The 18209-nt window shown below is 69.6% G+C and carries 16 protein-coding genes; 5 read left to right on the forward strand and 11 right to left on the reverse strand.

Going from position 1 to position 18209, the window contains the following annotated elements; genetic code table 11:
* Positions 1-30 precede the first annotated feature (30 nt).
* A complete protein-coding gene (locus tag EL493_RS19730) occupies positions 31-1260 on the forward strand; it encodes a PucR family transcriptional regulator (RefSeq protein ID WP_019047042.1) in 1230 nt (409 codons plus the stop codon).
* 138 nt (positions 1261-1398) lie between these two features.
* The gene (locus EL493_RS19735) at positions 1399-2070 is read left to right on the forward strand and encodes a cyclase family protein (RefSeq protein ID WP_019047043.1); all 672 of its coding nucleotides are present in this window, start codon (positions 1399-1401) and stop codon (positions 2068-2070) included.
* Between the two features lie 425 nt (positions 2071-2495).
* On the opposite strand, the gene EL493_RS19740 is transcribed toward EL493_RS19735, so the two are convergent.
* Together EL493_RS19740 and EL493_RS19745 are read right to left on the reverse strand one after the other, a co-directional pair.
* On the reverse strand, positions 2496-4289 hold the full coding sequence (locus EL493_RS19740) for an AMP-dependent synthetase/ligase (protein ID WP_019047044.1): 1794 nt from the start codon (positions 4287-4289) through the stop codon (positions 2496-2498).
* A 29-nt stretch (positions 4290-4318) separates the two neighbouring features.
* Positions 4319-5626: a YhgE/Pip domain-containing protein gene (locus tag EL493_RS19745; RefSeq protein WP_126405783.1), complete on the reverse strand. Its 1308-nt coding sequence runs from the start codon at positions 5624-5626 to the stop codon at positions 4319-4321.
* 77 nt (positions 5627-5703) lie between these two features.
* On the opposite strand from EL493_RS19745, the gene EL493_RS19750 reads away from it, so the two are divergent.
* Positions 5704-6294 (forward strand): TetR/AcrR family transcriptional regulator, encoded by a 591-nt coding sequence (locus EL493_RS19750; RefSeq protein ID WP_019047046.1) that lies wholly within the window; start codon positions 5704-5706, stop codon positions 6292-6294.
* Between the two features lie 6 nt (positions 6295-6300).
* On the opposite strand, the gene EL493_RS19755 is transcribed toward EL493_RS19750, so the two are convergent.
* The 4 genes from EL493_RS19755 to EL493_RS19770 form a co-directional block, all read right to left on the reverse strand.
* Positions 6301-7083 (reverse strand): carbonic anhydrase, encoded by a 783-nt coding sequence (locus tag EL493_RS19755; protein WP_019047047.1) that lies wholly within the window; start codon positions 7081-7083, stop codon positions 6301-6303.
* 283 nt (positions 7084-7366) lie between these two features.
* Complete coding sequence (locus EL493_RS19760; protein ID WP_019047048.1) at positions 7367-9751, reverse strand: ATP-binding cassette domain-containing protein; 2385 nt, start codon at positions 9749-9751, stop codon at positions 7367-7369.
* Positions 9752-9806: 55 nt separating this feature from the next.
* Positions 9807-10217, reverse strand: a complete 411-nt coding sequence (locus EL493_RS19765; protein ID WP_022566897.1) for a VOC family protein — start codon at positions 10215-10217, stop codon at positions 9807-9809.
* A gap of 10 nt (positions 10218-10227) precedes the next feature.
* On the reverse strand, positions 10228-10662 hold the full coding sequence (locus tag EL493_RS19770; protein ID WP_022566896.1) for a helix-turn-helix transcriptional regulator: 435 nt from the start codon (positions 10660-10662) through the stop codon (positions 10228-10230).
* 80 nt (positions 10663-10742) lie between these two features.
* On the opposite strand from EL493_RS19770, the gene EL493_RS19775 reads away from it, so the two are divergent.
* Entirely contained in the window at positions 10743-13283 is a 2541-nt protein-coding gene (locus EL493_RS19775; protein ID WP_019047051.1) for an excinuclease ABC subunit UvrA, read from the forward strand.
* Here EL493_RS19775 and EL493_RS19780 read toward each other — a convergent pair.
* The 4 genes from EL493_RS19780 to EL493_RS19795 form a co-directional block, all read right to left on the reverse strand.
* Entirely contained in the window at positions 13235-13654 is a 420-nt protein-coding gene (locus EL493_RS19780) for a MerR family transcriptional regulator (protein WP_019047052.1), read from the reverse strand. The genes EL493_RS19775 and EL493_RS19780 overlap by 49 nt on opposite strands.
* Before the next feature lie 9 nt (positions 13655-13663).
* Positions 13664-14209, reverse strand: coding sequence for a class I SAM-dependent methyltransferase (locus EL493_RS19785; protein WP_019047053.1), 546 nt, complete (start codon positions 14207-14209; stop codon positions 13664-13666).
* A 68-nt stretch (positions 14210-14277) separates the two neighbouring features.
* Positions 14278-15063, reverse strand: coding sequence for an N-acetylmuramoyl-L-alanine amidase-like domain-containing protein (locus EL493_RS19790; protein WP_022566895.1), 786 nt, complete (start codon positions 15061-15063; stop codon positions 14278-14280).
* 61 nt (positions 15064-15124) lie between these two features.
* Positions 15125-16165 (reverse strand): NAD(P)-dependent alcohol dehydrogenase, encoded by a 1041-nt coding sequence (locus EL493_RS19795; RefSeq protein WP_022566894.1) that lies wholly within the window; start codon positions 16163-16165, stop codon positions 15125-15127.
* 217 nt (positions 16166-16382) lie between these two features.
* Here EL493_RS19795 and EL493_RS19800 point away from each other — a divergent pair, with 217 nt between their 5' ends.
* Positions 16383-17432 (forward strand): glucose 1-dehydrogenase, encoded by a 1050-nt coding sequence (locus tag EL493_RS19800; protein ID WP_030202157.1) that lies wholly within the window; start codon positions 16383-16385, stop codon positions 17430-17432.
* 3 nt (positions 17433-17435) lie between these two features.
* Here EL493_RS19800 and EL493_RS19805 read toward each other — a convergent pair whose 3' ends face one another.
* The gene (locus tag EL493_RS19805) at positions 17436-18143 is read right to left on the reverse strand and encodes a DsbA family oxidoreductase (RefSeq protein WP_019047057.1); all 708 of its coding nucleotides are present in this window, start codon (positions 18141-18143) and stop codon (positions 17436-17438) included.
* Positions 18144-18209 lie beyond the last annotated feature (66 nt).

Genomic DNA, 18209 nt, shown 5'->3' on the forward strand with positions numbered 1-18209 from the left:
ACGGTTTTTGTACGACGGACGGAGCGGGCGGTGGCAGCGTACGGATCCCTCGTCTGGGTCGGCCAAGCACTCGGACCCCTCACCGACACGATCACCGACGAGCTGATCCGCGTCACCGAACAGATGATCCCGGTGACCGACCTCGCCTTCGACCTCGCCGAGATGCGCGCCGCCAGCATCGCCGAGAACATCGCCGTCGTGCAGTACGTCCTGGCCAACAACATAGACCCCGCCACCGTCACCCCGCCCGCGGGCGCCGCCGCCTACGCCCAGCGCCTCGCCCGCCGCGGCGTCCCGCTCACCGTCCTGCTGCGGGCCTACGGTCTCGGCCAGTACCGGCTGCTCGACGCCGCCATCGGCCTCATCCTCGCCGTCCCCGGACCCGACCAGGCCACCCGCATCGCCGAACTGCTCAAATTCGCCGGCACCTACCTGGACCGCCTCAACTCTTCGATGGGCAGGATCTACGAAACCGAACGCGACCGCTGGCTCAGCAGCCGCCAAGCCGCCCGCCAGCAGTGGATCGCCCGCCTGCTCGACAGCGACGACGTCGACCTGGCGGCCGCCGAGGACGCCCTCGACTACCGCATCGACCGCCGTCATCGCGCCGCCGAGGTATGGACCCTGCCCACGGTCACCGGCGCCGAGGCGGTCCGCGCCCTAGACCACGCGCGCCGGATACTGTCCACGGAACTGCGCACCGACGGCGCGGACCTGGTCGCCGCGACCGGCGATCACGCCTTCCGTGCCTGGCTACCCGTCGTCACCGACGCCCCCTTGCCGGTCGACTCGCTGACGGAACGGCTGACCGCGGCGAAGCTGCCCGTGCGCATGATGCTCGGCCCGGCGGGGGACGGCCTGGCGGGATTCCGCCGCTCGGCCCGCTGCGCCGCCCGAGCGAAGACCATGGTCCTGTCCGCGGGTCCGGACGCGCCCACCGTGGTCGACTACGACACCGTGGCCCCCTTCGCCCTGCTCTCCGACGAACCGGACGAGCTCGCCGGACTGGTCCAGCGCGTCCTTGGGCCACTCGCGCACGACACCGCGAAAACCGCCATGCTGCGCGAAACCCTGGCGGTTTTCCTGGCCGAGTCGCACAGTTATTCGCGCACCGCTCGCGTCCTGGACGTCCACCGCAATACGATCCAGTACCGCATCCAGCAGCTCACCGGTCGCTACGGGATCACGCTGGACACCGACACCTTCGAACTGCGTTTCGCCCTCGGTGTCTGCCGCTGGTACCCGGCCGTCCTGACCTGACGAATGTGAGTCCGGCTGGTTTGTACGACGCGCACAGTGGGTACAACGGTCCGAATGTCGGGAATCACGCGCGGTTCCAGCGCAACATCGCCGGGGGAGACCCGCCGGGGAATCGCCCTGCCGACGTAGGCTTCCGTGGTGCGCCTGATCGACCTCACCGTGCCGATCCACACCGGGATGCCCGTGTTTCCGGGCGACCCGGAGGTGGTCCTCGAACCGGCCCTGCGGGTGGCCGACGACGGGGTCAACGTGCTGCGGGTGCACCTGGGATCGCAGACCGGAACCCACGTCGACGCACCGGCGCATCTCGACGACAGCCTTCCGGCGCTGGACGAGCTGCCGCTCGAGCGGTTCGCCGGGCGCGCGGTCATCGTGGACGCGCGATCGGTGGCGCCGGGGACCGCGGTCGGCGTGGAGCACTTCGACGGAACAGTCGAGGCGGGCGCGGTAGTGCTGATCGCGACGGGATGGTCGTCGAACTGGGGGACAGGCGCCTATTTCGGCAGCCATCCCTATCTGGCACCGGCGGCGGCCCGGTACCTGATCGAGGCGGGTATCCGGACGGTGGGCATCGATGCGCCGAGTGTCGATCCGTCCGCGAGCGAGGAATTCGAGCTACCGGCCCATCGGATCCTGTGTGGGGCCCATGCGGTGATCGCGGAGAATCTCACGGGTCTCGAACAATTGCTGGATGCGCAGCTCGCCGGCGAATCCATCGAGGTATCGCTGTTTCCGCTGCGACTCGGCGGTGGCGCGGATGGTGCACCGGTCAGGGCCATGGCGTACATCGGTCGGGAGAGCGGTTCGTGAGCACTGGTGGAGGGGGCGTTCTCAGCACTACTTGACATAATGTGCATTATCGGCATTTGAACCGGGCCGGTCGGATGAGGTTTTTGCGCCGTGTTTGCATCACATGCCGGGTTGCATTGCGAGCCAGTCGCCCTCGTCCCACGGCCGCCGTCGCCCCGAGTTGGGAAGTTTGCGCCACAATCTCGCTGCGCGACGGAATTACTCCCGTCGACCATCATTTCGCTCGCGAACGAGAATTCGCCGATACGACGCCTGGGCGCCATTCATGACTGCCGACGATGAATGCCGGTCAGTCCTTCCATTCCGGCCTCTAAATGGACGATTGCGCATATTCGAGCGACCGCCGGCCGACGGCCCCGCACTCCCCCTCCACTTCCCCAGTGCCATTGTTTCGTCACAGTGACGAAACAATGGCACTGGGGAACTCACAAATACACGGCCTCCACGTCCGCCGCATACTTCTTCATGACCGTGGCACGCTTCAACGACATCTTGGGAGTCAGCTCACCCGTCGCCTCGGTCCAGTCCGTGGGCAGAATCCGGACCTTCTTGATGGCCTCAGCATGAGACACCAATTTGTTGGTGTCGGCGACCGCGGCGTCGATCTCCGCCACCAGTACCGGATGTTCGATCAACTGCTCGAGCGGAAGGTCGGCGGACACGTTGTGCCGTTGCCGCCAAGCAGGCAGCGCCTCGGGATCGAGGGTCACGAGGGCGCCGACGAAGGGTCGGCCGTCGCCGACGACCATCGCCTGGCCGATCAGCGAGTGCGCGCGCAGCGAGTCTTCCAGCACACCCGGTGACACGTTTTTGCCGCCCGCGGTGACCAGGATTTCCTTCTTGCGGCCGGTGATCGTGAGATAGCCGTCGCGGTCGATCGCGCCGAGGTCGCCGGTGCGGAACCAGCCGTCGGTGAAGGCGTCCGCGGTGGCATCGGGGTTTCCCCAGTACTCGTCGAAGACGACCGGCCCGCGTAGCAGGAGTTCGCCGTCGTCCGCGATCTTGACGGCGTGGCCGTCGGTGGGCCGGCCCACGGTGCCGACCCGGGTGTTCTGCGGGGTGTTCACGGTGATGGCGGCGGTGGTTTCGGTGAGCCCGTAGCCCTCGTAGACGGGAATGCCCGCGCCGCGGAAGAAGTGGCCCAGGCGGGCACCGAGCGGGCCGCCACCGGAGACGGCCGCCTCACACCGGCCACCGAGGGCGGTGCGCAGTTGCCGGTACACCAGGCGGTCGAACAGGGCGTGCTCGAGCCTGCGCAGCTGTCCGGGACCGCCGCTGTCCAGTGATTCGCTCCAGGCGATGGCGGTCTCGGTGGCGCGGTCGAAGATCCGGCCCTTGCCGCCGGCGTGGGCCTTCTGCTTCGCGCCGTGGAAGACCTTCTCGAACACCCGGGGCACCGCGAGGATGAAATGCGGCCGGAAACTGCCGAATTGGTCGACGAGGGTCGACCAGTCGGAGCTGAACGCGACGACGACCTTGGCGTCGAGGGCCGCCAGCGTGACCGCCCGGGCGAAGACGTGCGCGAGCGGCAGGAACATCAGGGTCTTGTTGCCTTCGGTGACGAACTCGCTCAGGGCGATCCGGTCGGATTTCGACTCGGCGTAGAGGTTCGCGTGCGACAGCAGGACGCCCTTGGGTCTGCCGGTGGTGCCCGAGGTGTAGATCAGGGTCGCCGGGGAGCTCGCGACGACCTGGGCGCGCCGGGTGTGCACGACCGCGTCGTCGAGTTCGGCGCCGCGGGTGGTCAACTCGCCGATCACGCCCTGGTCGATCCGCAGGACTTCGGCGAGGTCGGGCAGGGCGGCGGGGTCGATCTCGTCGATGACGCGGTGGTGCTTGTCACTGTCGACGATGAGCAGCCGTGTCGCGGAGTCCAGGAGGATCCATTTGGCCTGTTCGGCGGCGGAGCTGTCGTAGATGGCGACAGTACAGCCGCCGGCGGCCCAGATGGCGTGGTCGAGGACCACCCACTCGTAGCGGGTGGGCGCCATGATGGCGATGCGGTCGCCGGGTTGGATGCCGGTGGCGATGAGGCCTTTGGCGACGTCGGTGACGGTTGCGGCGAATTCGGCGGCGGTGATGTCGGCCAGGTCGCCCGCGCCGGTGGCGACATTGAACAGCACCGTGTCCGGTGTCTGCTCGGCGTGGCGGAACACGCTGTCGGAGTTGTTGGCGTGTTCCGGCACGGTGTAGGTCGCCGGGGTGTCGAATTCGCGCATCGGTGTTCTTCTCTCGGTCGGGGTGTGCGCTACTGCGCGGTGGCCGGTTCCCGGCGGTGGTCGAGGCCGAGGCGGTGCAGGCCGCGCAGGTCGTAGGTGTGGGTGGCGACGGCGCCGAGGACCAGGCCGATCGCGAGGCCGGCGAGGGTCATCCAGAGGCCCTGGGCCAGGCCGGATTCCAGGCGGCCGTCGAAGAACAGGATGGCGCGGACGGCGAGGTAGATCTGGTGCATGGGTTCGAAGGCGGCCAGGTCGGCGATCCAGCGGGGGGTGGCTTCGAGCGGGATGGTGCCCGAGGAGGACGGGATGCCGAGGACGACGAAGACGATGAGGTTGATCATCAGGCCCGCGGTGCCGAAGGTGGCCATGACCGAGAGTCCGGTGACGGCGATGGCGATGATGGCCAGGGTGCCGTAGAGGAACAGCAGCATCGGTCGTTCGATGCTCATGTCGAGCAGGGCGCCCACACCGAGGAATACCGCGGAGGCCAGGGGTGCGCTGATGACGGCGATGGCCCATTTGACGAGCAGAGTGCGCCAGCGGCTGATCCGGGCGGTGGTGACGGCTTTGTGCCATGGCCCGTATTCGGCGGGGACGAAGCCGAGGGAGCCGTCGACGAGGGAGTTGATCATCATGGCGCCGCTGAAGCCGACAATGAGCAGGACGAGGGTGTAGAAGAACGCCGCGAGGCCTTGGCCGGTGCCTTCGGGCAGCGGATGGTACGGAGTCACGACGACGTCGATGGGGTGGGTGAGCTGGAGTTGCGCGGCGCCGCTGAGGGGTGCGGTGCCGATGGCGGCGCGGACCTGTTGTTCGAGGCGGTCGCCGACGGTGGTGTCGACCTGGGTCATCGCCTGGTCGGCGATGGTCTGCATGATCTGGGCGGCCAGGGTGCCTGCGCGGGGGTTGGTGAGGACGGAGATGATCGGCTGTTCGACGTCGCCGGGGACGATCGAGGCGGTGCCGAGGATGGCGACGCGTTTGGTGAAGTCGCCGGGGATGACGATGGCGCCGTACACCTCGCCGTTGCGCAGCTGGCGCTGGGCTTCGTTGAGGCCGACGGGGCGCAGGTCGATCTTGTCGGCGGGGATGTTGTCACGCAGCGCGGTGGTGATCTGCTCGCCGAGGTTGGTCGGGGTGCCCGCGAGGGTGTCGCCGACGTCCTGGTTGACGACGGCGATCGGGAAGTCGTGCAGGTGCTTCTCGGGGTCGGCGGTGTAGCCGAGGTACATGGTGCCCAGGAGTGCGGCCAGCACGGTGACCAGGGTGATCGGTGCCAACCACTCGCGGATCGGCATGCTGCTCGGTGGGCGTCGCGGCGCGGTGTCGTCAGTCATGGCACCGTCAATGTAGTCACCGACTACAAAGTAGTCAATGCAAACATTGGGGACGCGTCGGATATCCTGCTTGCACCATGTCCCTGCACTCGCGCTATCACCACGGAGATCTGCGCGCCGCCCTGCTGCAGCACGCCGAGACGGCCTTGCGCACGGTCGGCGCGGACGGTCTGTCGCTGCGTCAGCTGGCCCGCGACACCGGCGTCAGCCATGCGGCGCCGAGCCGGCATTTCCGGGACAAGCAGGCACTGCTGGACGCGTTGGCGGTCACCGGGCTGGAGCGCCTCGGCGCCTGCTTCGCGGCGGCGTCGACGGACGGGCCGATCACCGCGCGCCTGCAGGCGTTCGCGCGCGCGTATCTGCGCTTCGCCGTCGACAATCCCGAGCTGCTCCCCCTGATGTTCGCGCGCAGGCACAGTTCGGGCTCACCCGAGATCCAGGAGGCGGCCGATCGGGCGTTCGCGGTACCCGTCGCGCTGATCGCGGAGGGTCAGGCGACGGGCGAGATCGTCCCCGGGGATCCCAAGCGCATCGGGGTGACCGCGCTGGCCGCGCTACAGGGTCTGGCGACGTTCGTCGGCTCGGGCTACACCGCGGACTACGACGCCGCCGAGTTGCTCGACGATCTGGTCGCGCACATGACGCTGGGGCTGCTCCCCCGCGTGTGAGCGCCGCTAGTTGGTGCCGGCGAGGATGACGGGCCGGTCGTTGCGCGGCTGGGTGGGCCGGTTGCTGTGCGGGAACAGCCGGCGATAGCGGTCGACGTCGGCGACCGCGACGGGACTCGGTTCGCGCAGCACGATCCACGCGACGCCTTCGGTGCACGGCGGCGTGGTGAGGGAGCCTTCGTAGCGGAACTGGGCGCGGTTGTCGGGCAGGAAGGCGCGCGGGTCGATGTTGCTCAGGGTGCGGGTGGCGCCGACGCGGTCGGGGGCCGCGGCGAGGATCGCGCTCAGTGGCGCGGGCGCCTCCTGGGCGCGCAGCAGGACCGCGAGGACAGCGAGTCGCCCGTGCGCGTCGGTGTGGACCAGGTGGAGTTCCATCGCGGTCTCCGCGCCGGCGACGGTGTGTTCGCTGGGGAGGTGGAAGTGGTACTGGGTCAGGGTGAACGAGGTGCCGTCGACGACGATCCGGTTGCCGGAGTCGGCGGGGACGCCGACCTGGATGGCGTGCCCGTTGTTGGTGAGGGTGGCGGTGCGGATGCGGCGGTAGACGATGTCGATGTCGTCGGTGGGGTGTGCCTCGCCGGCGTCGGGGAGGTCGATCGGTGATTGGGCGTGCCCGTTGCGGCAGGTGGCGTACTGCTTGCCGAGGTCGGCCCAGTGGTCGGGGCCTTCGTGGTCGTAGTCCCAGTGTGGCGCTGCTGCTGTGGGGTCGGAGCCGGCGCATCCGGCGACGGCGAGCAGGGCGAGGGCGGCGAGCGCTCCGCGACGGTTCAGGACGGCTCGACGGGTCATCGGCGGAACTCCTTGCCAGGACCGAGCGGTCGGCCCTGGTGGCCGCGCTCTGGGCGCGCACGCCGAAATCGACGAGTCACCGACCAGGTCCGGCATGTCCGTTTCGTCCCGAATATCCTTCTGGTGCAGGCGATTTCGCGTGCGGGAATCTCAGGCTAGGCCGGGGTGCGCGCCGGATTCCAGGGGTGACGGCGGCGAGATACGTCACATCACCGGCAAGGACGCGCAGACAGCGCTGCCCTCCCCCACCGACGGCGAGGGCGAGGGAGGGCAGCGGCCGGGGTCAGGCGCCGACGTAGTCGGCGAGATGCTCGCCGGTGAGGGTCGACCGGGCGGCGACGAGCTCGGCGGGAGTGCCCTGGAAGACGATCTGACCGCCGTCGTGACCGGCACCGGGACCGAGGTCGATGATCCAGTCGGCGTGCGCCATCACGGCCTGGTGGTGTTCGACGACGATGACGGACTTGCCCGCGTCGACGAGCCGATCCAGCAGCCCGAGCAGCTGTTCGACGTCGGCCAGGTGCAGGCCCGTGGTCGGTTCGTCGAGGATGTAGACCCCGCCCTTGTCGGACATGTGGGTGGCCAGCTTCAGGCGCTGGCGTTCGCCGCCGGACAGGGTGGTCAGCGGCTGGCCGATGGTGAGGTAGCCGAGGCCGACCTCGGTGAGGTGGGTGAGGATCTTGTGCGCGGCCGGGGTGCGGGCCTCCCCCTCGCCGAAGAACTCGCGTGCCTCGTCGACCGGCATGGCCAGCACGTCGCTGATGTTCTTACCCGCGAAGGTGTAGTCGAGCACCTCGGCCATGAACCGCTTGCCCTCGCACACCTCGCACACCGTGGACACCCCGGCCATCATCGCCAGGTCGGTGTAGACGACGCCGGCGCCGTTGCAGTTCGGGCACGCGCCTTCGGAGTTCGCGCTGAACAGTGCGGGTTTGGCGCCGGTGGCCTTGGCGAAGGCCTTGCGGATGTGGTCGAGCAGGCCGGTGTAGGTGGCGGGGTTGCTGCGCCGTGAGCCCTTGATCGGCGCCTGGTCGACGGAGATGACGCCCTCGTCGATCGGGATGGAGCCGTGCACGAGCGAGCTCTTGCCCGAGCCGGCGACGCCGGTGACGGCGACCAGGACGCCGAGCGGGATGTCGACGTCGACCTTGCGCAGGTTGTTGGCGACGGCGCCGCGGATCTGCAAGGCGCCCTGGTGTTCCCGCACGCTGTCCTTGACGGCGGCACGGTCGTCGAAGTGGCGGCCGGTGACGGTGTCGCTGCCGCGCAGGCCGTCGACGGTGCCTTCGAAGCAGATGGTGCCGCCCTTGGAGCCCGCGGCGGGGCCGAGGTCGACGATGTGGTCGGCGATGACGATGGTCTCGGGCTTGTGTTCGACGACCAGGACGGTGTTGCCCTTGTCGCGCAGGCGCAGCAACAGGTCGTTCATGCGCTGGATGTCGTGCGGGTGCAGGCCGGCGGTGGGCTCGTCGAAGACGTAGGTGACGTCGGTGAGCGAGGAGCCCAGGTGCCGGATCATCTTGACGCGCTGGGCCTCACCGCCGGACAGGGTGCCCGAGGGCCGCGACAGCGACAGGTAGCCGAGGCCGATCTCGACGAACGAGTCCAGGGTCTGCCGCAGCGATTCCAGCAGCGGCGCCACCGAGGGGTCTTCGATACCCTTGACCCATTCGGCGAGGTCGGTGATCTGCATGGCGCAGGCGTCGGCGATGCTGATGCCGTCGATCTTGGAGGAGCGGGCTTCGGCGCTGAGGCGGGTGCCGTCGCAGTCGGGGCAGGTGCCGAAGGTGACGGCGCGTTCGACGAAGGCGCGCACGTGCGGCTGCAGGGCTTCGACGTCCTTGGACAGCATGGATTTGCGGATCTTGGGGATCAGGCCCTCGTAGGTGAGGTTGATGCCGTCGACCTTGATCTTGGTGGGCTCCTTGTAGAGCAGGTCGGCGAGCTGTTTCTTGGTGTACTTCTTGATCGGCTTGGCGGGGTCGAAGAAGCCGCTGCCCTTGTAGATACGGCCCATCCAGCCGTCCATGCTGTAGCCGGGGATGGTGAAGGGGCCTTCGTCGAGGGATTTGTTCACGTCGTAGAGCTGGGTGAGGTCGATGTCGTTGACGGTGCCCTTGCCCTCGCAGGTGGGACACATGCCGCCGGTGACGCTGAAGCTGCGCCGTTCCTTGACGGTGACGCCGTTCTTCTCCACGGCGACGGCGCCGGAACCGCTGATGGAGGCGACGTTGAAGGAGAACGCCTGGGAGGACCCGATGTGCGGGTCGCCGAGGCGGCTGAACAGGATGCGCAGCATGGCGTTGGCGTCGGTGACGGTGCCGACGGTGGAGCGTGGGTCGGCGCCGAGGCGGGACTGGTCGACGAGGATGGCGGTGGTGAGGCCTTCCAGGACGTCGACGTCGGGGCGGGACTGGCTGGGCATGAAGCCCTGCACGAACGCGCTGTAGGTCTCGTTGATGAGGCGCTGGGATTCGGCGGCGATGGTGCCGAAGACGAGCGAGCTCTTGCCGGAGCCGGAGACGCCGGTGAAGACGGTGAGCCTGCGCTTGGGGATCTCGACGCTGATGTCGCGCAGATTGTTCACGCGCGCGCCGTGCACGCGGATCAGGTCGTGGCTGTCGGCCGGCTCCACGGTCGCGGTGCTGGTCTTCTTGGCCGTGCTCATGGGTCTCCCTAGGTCGGTCGGCGTCGCCGGACTTCGAATCTACCGGCGGGAGGGGCTAGTTGGCCTGCTGGATGCGGACCATGTTTCCGGCGGGGTCGCGGAAGGCGCAGTCGCGGATGCCGTAGGGCTGGTCGGTCGGTTCCTGGACGACTTCGACGTCACCTGCCTGGAGTTTTTCGAACAGTCCGTCGAGGTCGTCGGTGGCGAGGTTGATGCCGGCGTAGGTGCCCTTGGCCATCATCTCGGTGATGACGCGGCGTTCCTCGTCGGTGACGCCGGGGTCGGCGGCGGGCGGGTGCAGCACGATGGCGGTGCTGGGCTGGCCGACGGGGCCGACGGTGATCCAGCGCAGGCCGTTGTAGCCGACGTCGTTGCGGACTTCGAAGCCGAGGGTGTCGCGGTAGAAGGCGAGGGCGGCGTCGGGGTCGTCCTGGGGCAGGTAGCTCTGGTGAATGGTGATGTTCATGACGACCACGCTAACGACCGGTGGTGGGCGACGCTTCTCGATTCCTGATCGGTCGGGTGACCTTCTTGGCCACGCACGAGGGCATGCCTTCGGTGGCCGCCATCTGTTGCTGCCGGTAGACGCTGGGCGGGACGCCGACCAGTTCGGTGAAGCGGGTGCTGAAGGTGCCCAGCGACGAGGAGCCGACGGCGAAGCACACCTCGGTGACGCTCAGATCACCGCGCCGCAGCAGCGCCATCGCGCGTTCGATGCGGCGGGTCATCAGGTACGAGTACGGGGATTCGCCGTAGGCGAGGCGGAATTGCCTGCTGAGATGGCCCGCGGACATGTGCACGCCGCGGGCGAGGGCTTCGACGTCGAGGGGCTGGGCGTAGTCGCGGTCGATGCGGTCGCGGACGCGGCGCAGCAGCGCGAGATCCCTGAGGTGCTGGGGTCGCTCCGGCATGCTGGTCACATGCGCGATCGTCTCACGACGGGGCGGGTCGGCGCAGCCAGGCTACCGTCCAGCGATCGGTGGGAGAACCGATGAACGGCGTATACGGCGGCGATGATCCGCTCGCGATCGGGGTGTACGGCGCGCGGGTGCACAATCTGCGCGATATCGATGTGACGGTGCCGTTGCGCACGTTCGTCGCGGTGGCGGGGGTGTCGGGGTCGGGGAAGTCGTCGCTGGCGATGGGGGTGTTGTACGCGGAGGGCTCGCGGCGCTACCTCGAGGCGTTGTCGACGTATACGCGGCGGCGGATGGCGGCGGCGCCGCGGGCCGCGGTCGACAGTGTGGTGCACGTGCCCGCCGCGCTGGCGTTGCGGCAGCGGCCCGGGGTGCCGGGGGTGCGCAGCACGTTCGGCACGTCGACGGAGTTGCTGAACGTGCTGCGGTTGATGTTCTCGCGGTTGGCGGCGCATCGGTGCCCGAACGGGCATCGGCAGGCGCCGACCGTCGAGGTGGCGATGGGCCTGGAGCTGACGTGTCCGGTGTGCGGGGTGCGTTTCGCGCCCCCTGGCGCGGAGTCGCTGGCGTTCAACGGTGACGGCGGGTGTCCCCGGTGTGCGGGTACGGGGGTGGTGCGTGAGGTGGACGAGGACGCGTTGGTGCCCGATCCGGGACGCACCATCGCGCAGGGGGCGGTGGCGCCGTGGTCGATGTTCGGGTTGACGGTGATGCCGCGGGTGGTCGCCGAGTTCGGGGTGCGCACCGATGTGCCGTATCGCGATCTGAGCAGTGCCGAACGGGAGGTGGTGTTGCGCGGTCCGGCCGAGAAGCGTCATATCACGGTGCCGACGAAGAACGGCAAGGTGTTCGAGATGGACTTCACCTATCGCAATGCGGTGCGGTCGGTGCAGGAGGCGCTGGACAAGTCGACCAGTGAGCGCGGCCTGGCGCGGGTGAACCGGTTCATCACCGCGCGGCGGTGCCCGGTGTGTCACGGCACCCGGTTGAGCGAGCGGGCGCTGGCGCCGCTGGTCGCGGGGATCGATCTGGCGCGGGCCACGGCCCAGACCTTGGACGAGCTGGTGGCGTGGGCGCCGGGGGTGGTGGCTCCCCTGCCGACCAAGATGCGGGAGATGGCGGGGCGGCTGGTGGAGACATTGCTGGCGATGGCGCGCCGGTTGCGGGAGCTGGGGCTGGGTTATCTGAGTCTGGATCGGGCGAGCGCGACCTTGTCGACGGGAGAGCGGCAGCGGGTGCAGCTGGCGCGTGCGGTGCGCAATCAGACGACCGGGGTGCTGTATGTGCTGGACGAGCCGTCGATCGGCCTGCATCCGTCGAATGTGGACGGGCTGCTGGGGGTGCTGCGCGATCTGCTGCGCGACGGCAATTCGGTGGTGTGTGTCGACCACGACGTGCAGGTGTTGCGCGAGGCCGAGTGGATCGTCGAAATGGGGCCGGGTTCGGGTACCGAGGGCGGCCGGGTGCTGGCCACCGGGACACCGGCCGATCTGGGCGCGGACGCGCGGTCGCTGCTGGGTGGTTTCCTGGCCGGGCGGGAGCCGGTGGTGGTGCGGGCGCGCGCGGACACCGAGGCGATGTTCGAGCGGGGCCGGATCCGCTTGTCCACGCGGCCGATCCACACCGTGCACGCGCTGGAGGTCGAGATTCCGCTGGGTCGGGTGACGGCGGTGACCGGGGTGTCGGGTTCGGGCAAGTCGACACTGGTCCTGGAGAGCCTGGTGCCCGCGCTGGCGGCGGCCGCCGCGGATGCGCCGCTGCCGGCGCATGTCGAATCGCTGGAGGCGCCGGGGATCACGCGGGTGGATGTGGTCGACGCGACGCCGATCGGTGTCAACGTGCGTTCCACCGTCGCGACCTACAGCGGGGTGCTCGACGATCTGCGGCGGGCCTACGCGGCGACACCGGCGGCGGTCGAGCGTGGGCTGACGGCCGCCGATTTCTCCTACAACACCGGGTCGCTGCGGTGCACACGGTGTGAGGGCACCGGGCAGGTGTCGCTGGATGTGCAGTTCCTGCCCGATGTCGACATCGAATGCCCGGAGTGCGGCGGTACCCGCTACTCCCCCGCCGCCGGGGAGATCGTGTGGCCCGACGGCGGGATCAGCCTGCCCGCTCTGATGAGGCGCACGGTCGGCGAGGCGCGGGAGCTCACGGTCGGGCTGCGGCGCGTGGACACCCGGTTGCGGCGGCTGGTCGATCTGGGTCTGGGCTATCTGACGCTCGGTGAGAGCACGCCGGCGCTGTCGGGTGGTGAGGCGCAGCGGCTGAAACTGGCCGCCGAGCTGGGGCGCGGGCAGACGGGCTCGGTGTTCGTGTTCGACGAGCCGAGTGTGGGTCTGCATCCCCTCGACATCCGTACCTTGCTGGCGGTGATCCAGCGGCTCGACGACAGTGGCGCGACGGTGATCGTCATCGAGCACGATCTCGACATGATCGCCAATGCCGACTACGTGATCGATCTGGGTCCCGGCGGTGGCGCGGCCGGTGGACGGATCGTGGCCGCCGGGACACCGGCCGCGCTCGCCCGTGTCGCGGGCAGTGTCACCGGCCGCTACCTGGCCGGTCACGTGACGGCGGGTGGGCCGGGATCGGGGCGCACCGCGGCGAGCTGATCGAGGAAGTGCGGGCAGCTGCGGAAGTCCTCGGCGTCGCAGTCGAGGACGTGGGTGATCGCGTCGAGGGCGGCGCGGGTGCGGGCCAGCTGGTCGAGGAGGCGGGCACGCTGCTCGTGCAGGACCCGGGTGCGGGTGGCGCGGTCGGGGGTGCCGGTGAACAGCAGGGCGAGGTCGTCCAGGGACAGTCCGGCCTTCTTGCCCAGGACGATCATGGCGATGGTGTCGAGGTCGGTGTCGCGGTAGCGGCGCCGGCCCGCCGCGTCGCGGTCGGGGGTGAGCAGACCGCGGTCCTCCCAGTGCCGCAGGACATGGGTGGCCAGGCCGAAGCGGGCCGCGGCCGTGCCGATCGTGGTGTGCGCACCCGTCATCGGTCGAGCCTAGGCGGTGGCGCGGTAGCGGGTGACGATCCCGACGGGATGCCACGGGAGGCGCACGGTGGTGGTGTCGACGTGGCCGAAGTGGGTGCGCAGTGCCCGGCGGTTCGCGCCGGGGCGGGCGAAGCGGAAGTCGTAGACGGTGAGGTGGCCGCCCGGGCGCAGGACCCGGTGCAGTTCGCGGGCGGCGGCGTCGAGGTCGGGCCATTCGTGCATGCTCAGGCTGGATACCGCCAGATCGATGCCGGCGTCGGGGTAGGGCAGGTCGGTGACGTCGGCGACGGCGAGGTCGACGGTGTGGCCGGTGAGGTTGCGGTGGGCGATCTCGATCATGTGCGGGGACAGGTCGATGCCGTGCAGGCGCAGGTCGGGTCGGCGGGTGGCCAAGCGGGACAGCAGCTTTCCGGGGCCGGTGCCGATGTCGACGACGGTGGCGCCGGGTCCGGTCGCGGTGTCGATGTCGGCGGCGATCCGCCGGTAGAGGCTGCCGAGCAGCCGGGTGGCGCGCTGGTCGTAGCTGGTGCTCTGGGCGTGGTCGAAGGTGGTCATGGGACCACGGTGCCGGTTCAGGTCGACCTGAAGTCAAGCCCGTGGCGGTGAAACCCGCGGTGTCGCAGTCACAGTGGACGCAGGACCACGATGCCCGGGGTGGTGCGGATGTAGTCGGCCAGTGGGGTGTCGAGCACCTGGTACTCGGCCAGGGAGGACGCGTTGCGGAACACCGGGCCGTCGGCGGTGTGGACGACGATGCCGACATGGGTGACGTCGAGGCCGGCGTCAGGGGTGTAGGCACCGAGGAAGTCACCGGTGCGCAGGCCCGCGAGCACGCCGTGATCGACGGCGGCCGCCGGGATGTGGGTGATCGCGCGATCGACCACGGGCAGGCCGGGCAGGTAGGTGCCGCCGTCGGCCTTGGCGTTGAGGTGCTTGGTGACGGTGACCGCGGCGGGGCTCAGGCTCGCGGTGACATCGGTGGCGGCGATGCGGCCGGTGTGCGCCCAGTCGGTGAAGAAGTGTTTGCGCCGGGTGAATTCGACGCGGCTGTCGACGTAGCGGGTGGCGACGAGGTTGGCGGTGAACTGGTCGCGGTCGGCCGAGCGGGAGGCGGCCTCGAGGTAGTCGAGGTAGGTGAAGCAGTCGACGCGGCGCAGGTCGATCACGAGTTGTTCGGGCTCGGTGGCCGAGCCGACGAGCATGTTCGCGCCATACGGGGTGCCGAGCAGGTGGGCCGAGAGCCGCGCGAGCAGTTCCGCGCGGCTGATGTCGCCGGATCGGGCGCGTTCGGCCAGCAGGTCGTCGATCGCGCGGCCGGTGGTGTCGTCGACCGCGGGTGCCGCGAACGCCGGTGCGCTCGGGCCGAGCAGGGCGGCCAGGACGAGCAGGATCCGGACGATGGTGCGCAAGACGCCTCCCAGCTGATCGGTGCGAGCGGTGTCCACCGTAGTCGACGTCGTGGCGGCGCGGTCAGGCGTTCGGGACGATGACGGCGCGTCCGGTGATCTGCCCCGCGTGCAGGCGCTCGTAGGCCAGCGGCGCTTCGTCCAGGGCGAAGGTCTCGACGTGGACCGACACCTCGCCCTGGCGGGCCAGGTCGAGAACTTCGATCAGTTCGGTGCGGGTCCCCCAGTACGGGGAGGTCACGGTGGTTTCGTAGGGCAGGGAACCGAACCCGACGGGCACGGTGCCGCCGCCGAGTCCGACGACGGTGATGTCGGCGGCGACACCGGCGGCGGCCGCCGCGGTGGCGGTGGTGGGTGGTGCGCCGACGAAGTCGAGGATCACCTGGGCGCCGAGTCCGTCGGTGAGGGTTCGGATGCGTTCGGCCGCACCGGAATCGGACAGGACGGTCTCGTGGGCGCCGACCCGGCGGGCCAGGTCGAGGCGGTCCTCGGACAGGTCCAGGGCGATGATGCGGGTGGCGGTGAGCGCGCGCAGCAGCTGGATGGCGACGTGCCCGAGCCCGCCGGCACCGATGACGACGGTGGTGCTGCCGGGCACGAGTTTGGGCAGCGACAGCGAGATCGCGTGGTACGGGGTGAGTCCGGCGTCGGTGAGCGAGACGTTCTGCACCGGGTCGAGCTCGCCCAGGGGCACGAGATGACGGGCGTCGTCGACGATCAGGTATTCGGCCATCGCGCCGGGTGCGCCGAGGCCGGGCGGGAAGATGCCGCGTTCCCTGGCGTGGAGGCAGTAGTTCTCGGCCCCGGTGGCGCACCGGCGGCACCGGCCGCATCCCCACGGCCCGTACACGGCCATCATGGCGCCGATCTCGACACCCTCGACCCCGGCGCCGAGGGCGGCGACCCGGCCCGCGCCTTCGTGACCCAGGGTCAGCGGCAGCGGGAAGCCGAGTTGATCGGCGGGCATCTCCATCACGGCGATGTCGGAGTGGCAGACTCCGGCGGCGGTGACCTGCAACAGCACCTGGCCCGGGCCTGGTTCCGGATCGGGGACGGTGACGACTTCGGGCGCGGAGCCGGGAGTGCGGTACTGGACGGCCTGCACGGGTACCTCCCACATCGAGGGTGGACTGCGGTGTCGGCGAGCTCGCTCGATCGTCGCAGCAGTTCCGGGGCGATTGCAAGCGATTCGCGATCTCGGCGATGCTGTGCGGGAGGGCTGGATTCGCGTACCGTTGGCGCAGGTAGTCCGCCTCTGTGGCGGATTCGCGCGGAAGTTGCTCGTTCGACTCATCGCCGGGTGCGGCGGAAGGGAAACCGAGATGCGTGCTCTGACCGTTGTTCCGAATCAGCCGGGATCGTTGCGCGTGGAGGATGTGCCCGATCCGGTGGCCGCACCGGACGAGTTGCTCGTCGAGGCGATCGCGCTGGGGATCTGCGGCACCGATCGCGAGATCGCCGAGGGCCTCTACGGGTGGGCGCCGCCGGGGCGGGACCGGCTGATCCTGGGGCACGAGTCGCTGGGCCGGGTGCGCACCGCGCCGGACGGAAGCGGTTTCACGGAGGGCGATCTGGTGGTCGGGATCGTGCGCAGGCCCGACCCGGTGCCGTGTGGCGCGTGTGCGCGCGGCGAGTTCGACATGTGCCGCAACGGGCGCTATGTGGAGCGCGGGATCAAGGAGATCGACGGGTTCGGGTCGAGCGCGTGGGTGATCCCGGTCGACTACGCGGTGCGCCTGGATCCGTCGCTGGCCCAGGTGGGGGTGTTGATGGAGCCGACGACGGTGGTGGCCAAGGCGTGGGATCAGATCGAGAAGATCAACGGGCGGGCCTGGTTCGATCCGAAGACGGTGCTGGTCACCGGCGCCGGGCCGATCGGGCTGCTGGCGGCGATGCTCGGCGCGCAGCGGGGACTGGACGTGCATGTGCTCGACCGCACCACCGAGGGACCCAAGCCGGGGCTGGTGCGCGATCTCGGCGGCACCTTCCACATGGGGTCGGCCGCGGCGGTGGCGGAGAAGATCGATCCGGATGTGGTGATCGAGGCGACGGGGTCACCGGCGGTGGCGTTGCAGGCCGCCGAGATCAACAATCCCGGGGTGATCGTGTGCCTGACCGGGGTGTCCTCGCCCGGGAACGACGCCGAGGTCGATGTGGGTGCGCTGAACCGGAACATCGTGCTGGACAACGCGGTGGTGTTCGGGTCGGTCAACGCCAACCGCCACCACTACGAGCTGGCGGCCGAAGCGCTGGCCAAGGCCGATCCGGCGTGGCTGGATCGGCTGATCACCCGGCGGCTGCCGTTGGAGCGGGCGCTCGAGGCGTTCGAGCCGGGTGATCACGCCGATATCAAGGTCGTGGTCGACCTCTGAGGGTCAGACCGGGCAGCCGTCGGGGCCGCAGGTCTCGCCCTCGGCGACGGTCACCAGCGGTGCCGGGCGGTCGTTCCACGCGGTGGTCAGCGCCTGGGTGAAGACCTCGGCGGGCTGGGCGCCGGAGACCGCGTATTTGCTGTCGAAGACGAAGAACGGCACGCCGGTCGCGCCGAGCTGGGCGGCTTCGCGTTCGTCGCGGCGCACGTCCTCGGCGTAGGCCCGCGGGTCGGCCAGGACGTCGCGCACGGCGGTCTCGTCGAGGCCGGCGCGGACCGCGAGGGTGACGAGGCGTTCGGTGTCGGCGAAGACGGGCTCGGATTCGGCGAAGTTGCCCGCGTAGAGGGCGTCCAGCAGCGCTTCCTGCTTGCCCTGCTCGAGGGCGAAGTGCAGCAGCCGGTGCATGTCGAAGCTGTTGCCGTAGTCGCGGCCGCTGGTCTGGTAGGGCAGGCCGAGCTGGGCGGCCTGGGCGCCGATGGCGCGCTCGTTGGCGGCGGCCTGGTCGACGCTGATGCCGTATTTGGCGGCGATGCGCGGGATCACGGGCCCGGTCTCGTCGGTGGGCAGGCTGGGGTCGAGTTCGAAGGAACGGTGCACGACCTCGACCTGGTCGCGGTGCTCGAACCCGGCCAGTGCTTCCTCGAAGCGGGCCTTGCCCAGGTAGCAGAACGGGCAGTTGATGTCGGTCCAGATCTCTACTCTGGTGGTCAAGCGGGCCTCCGCACATATCTGGACAGGCGTTCAAATTTCGTGGGGTGCAACGCCGGCGACGGTGCC

The organism is Nocardia asteroides, from assembly GCF_900637185.1.
In the GTDB taxonomy this organism is placed as follows: Bacteria; Actinomycetota; Actinomycetes; order Mycobacteriales; family Mycobacteriaceae; genus Nocardia; species Nocardia asteroides.

Coding starts and splice junctions, on each gene's coding strand:
- EL493_RS19775 (WP_019047051.1), top strand. CDS start 10,743: ATGAACGGCGTATACGGCGGCGATGATCCGCTCGCGATCGGGGTGTAC.
- EL493_RS19760 (WP_019047048.1), bottom strand. CDS start 9,751: ATGAGCACGGCCAAGAAGACCAGCACCGCGACCGTGGAGCCGGCCGAC.
- EL493_RS19800 (WP_030202157.1), top strand. CDS start 16,383: ATGCGTGCTCTGACCGTTGTTCCGAATCAGCCGGGATCGTTGCGCGTG.
- EL493_RS19755 (WP_019047047.1), bottom strand. CDS start 7,083: ATGACCCGTCGAGCCGTCCTGAACCGTCGCGGAGCGCTCGCCGCCCTC.
- EL493_RS19785 (WP_019047053.1), bottom strand. CDS start 14,209: ATGACCACCTTCGACCACGCCCAGAGCACCAGCTACGACCAGCGCGCC.
- EL493_RS19780 (WP_019047052.1), bottom strand. CDS start 13,654: ATGACGGGTGCGCACACCACGATCGGCACGGCCGCGGCCCGCTTCGGC.
- EL493_RS19770 (WP_022566896.1), bottom strand. CDS start 10,662: ATGCCGGAGCGACCCCAGCACCTCAGGGATCTCGCGCTGCTGCGCCGC.
- EL493_RS19750 (WP_019047046.1), top strand. CDS start 5,704: ATGTCCCTGCACTCGCGCTATCACCACGGAGATCTGCGCGCCGCCCTG.
- EL493_RS19765 (WP_022566897.1), bottom strand. CDS start 10,217: ATGAACATCACCATTCACCAGAGCTACCTGCCCCAGGACGACCCCGAC.
- EL493_RS19740 (WP_019047044.1), bottom strand. CDS start 4,289: ATGCGCGAATTCGACACCCCGGCGACCTACACCGTGCCGGAACACGCC.
- EL493_RS19745 (WP_126405783.1), bottom strand. CDS start 5,626: ATGACTGACGACACCGCGCCGCGACGCCCACCGAGCAGCATGCCGATC.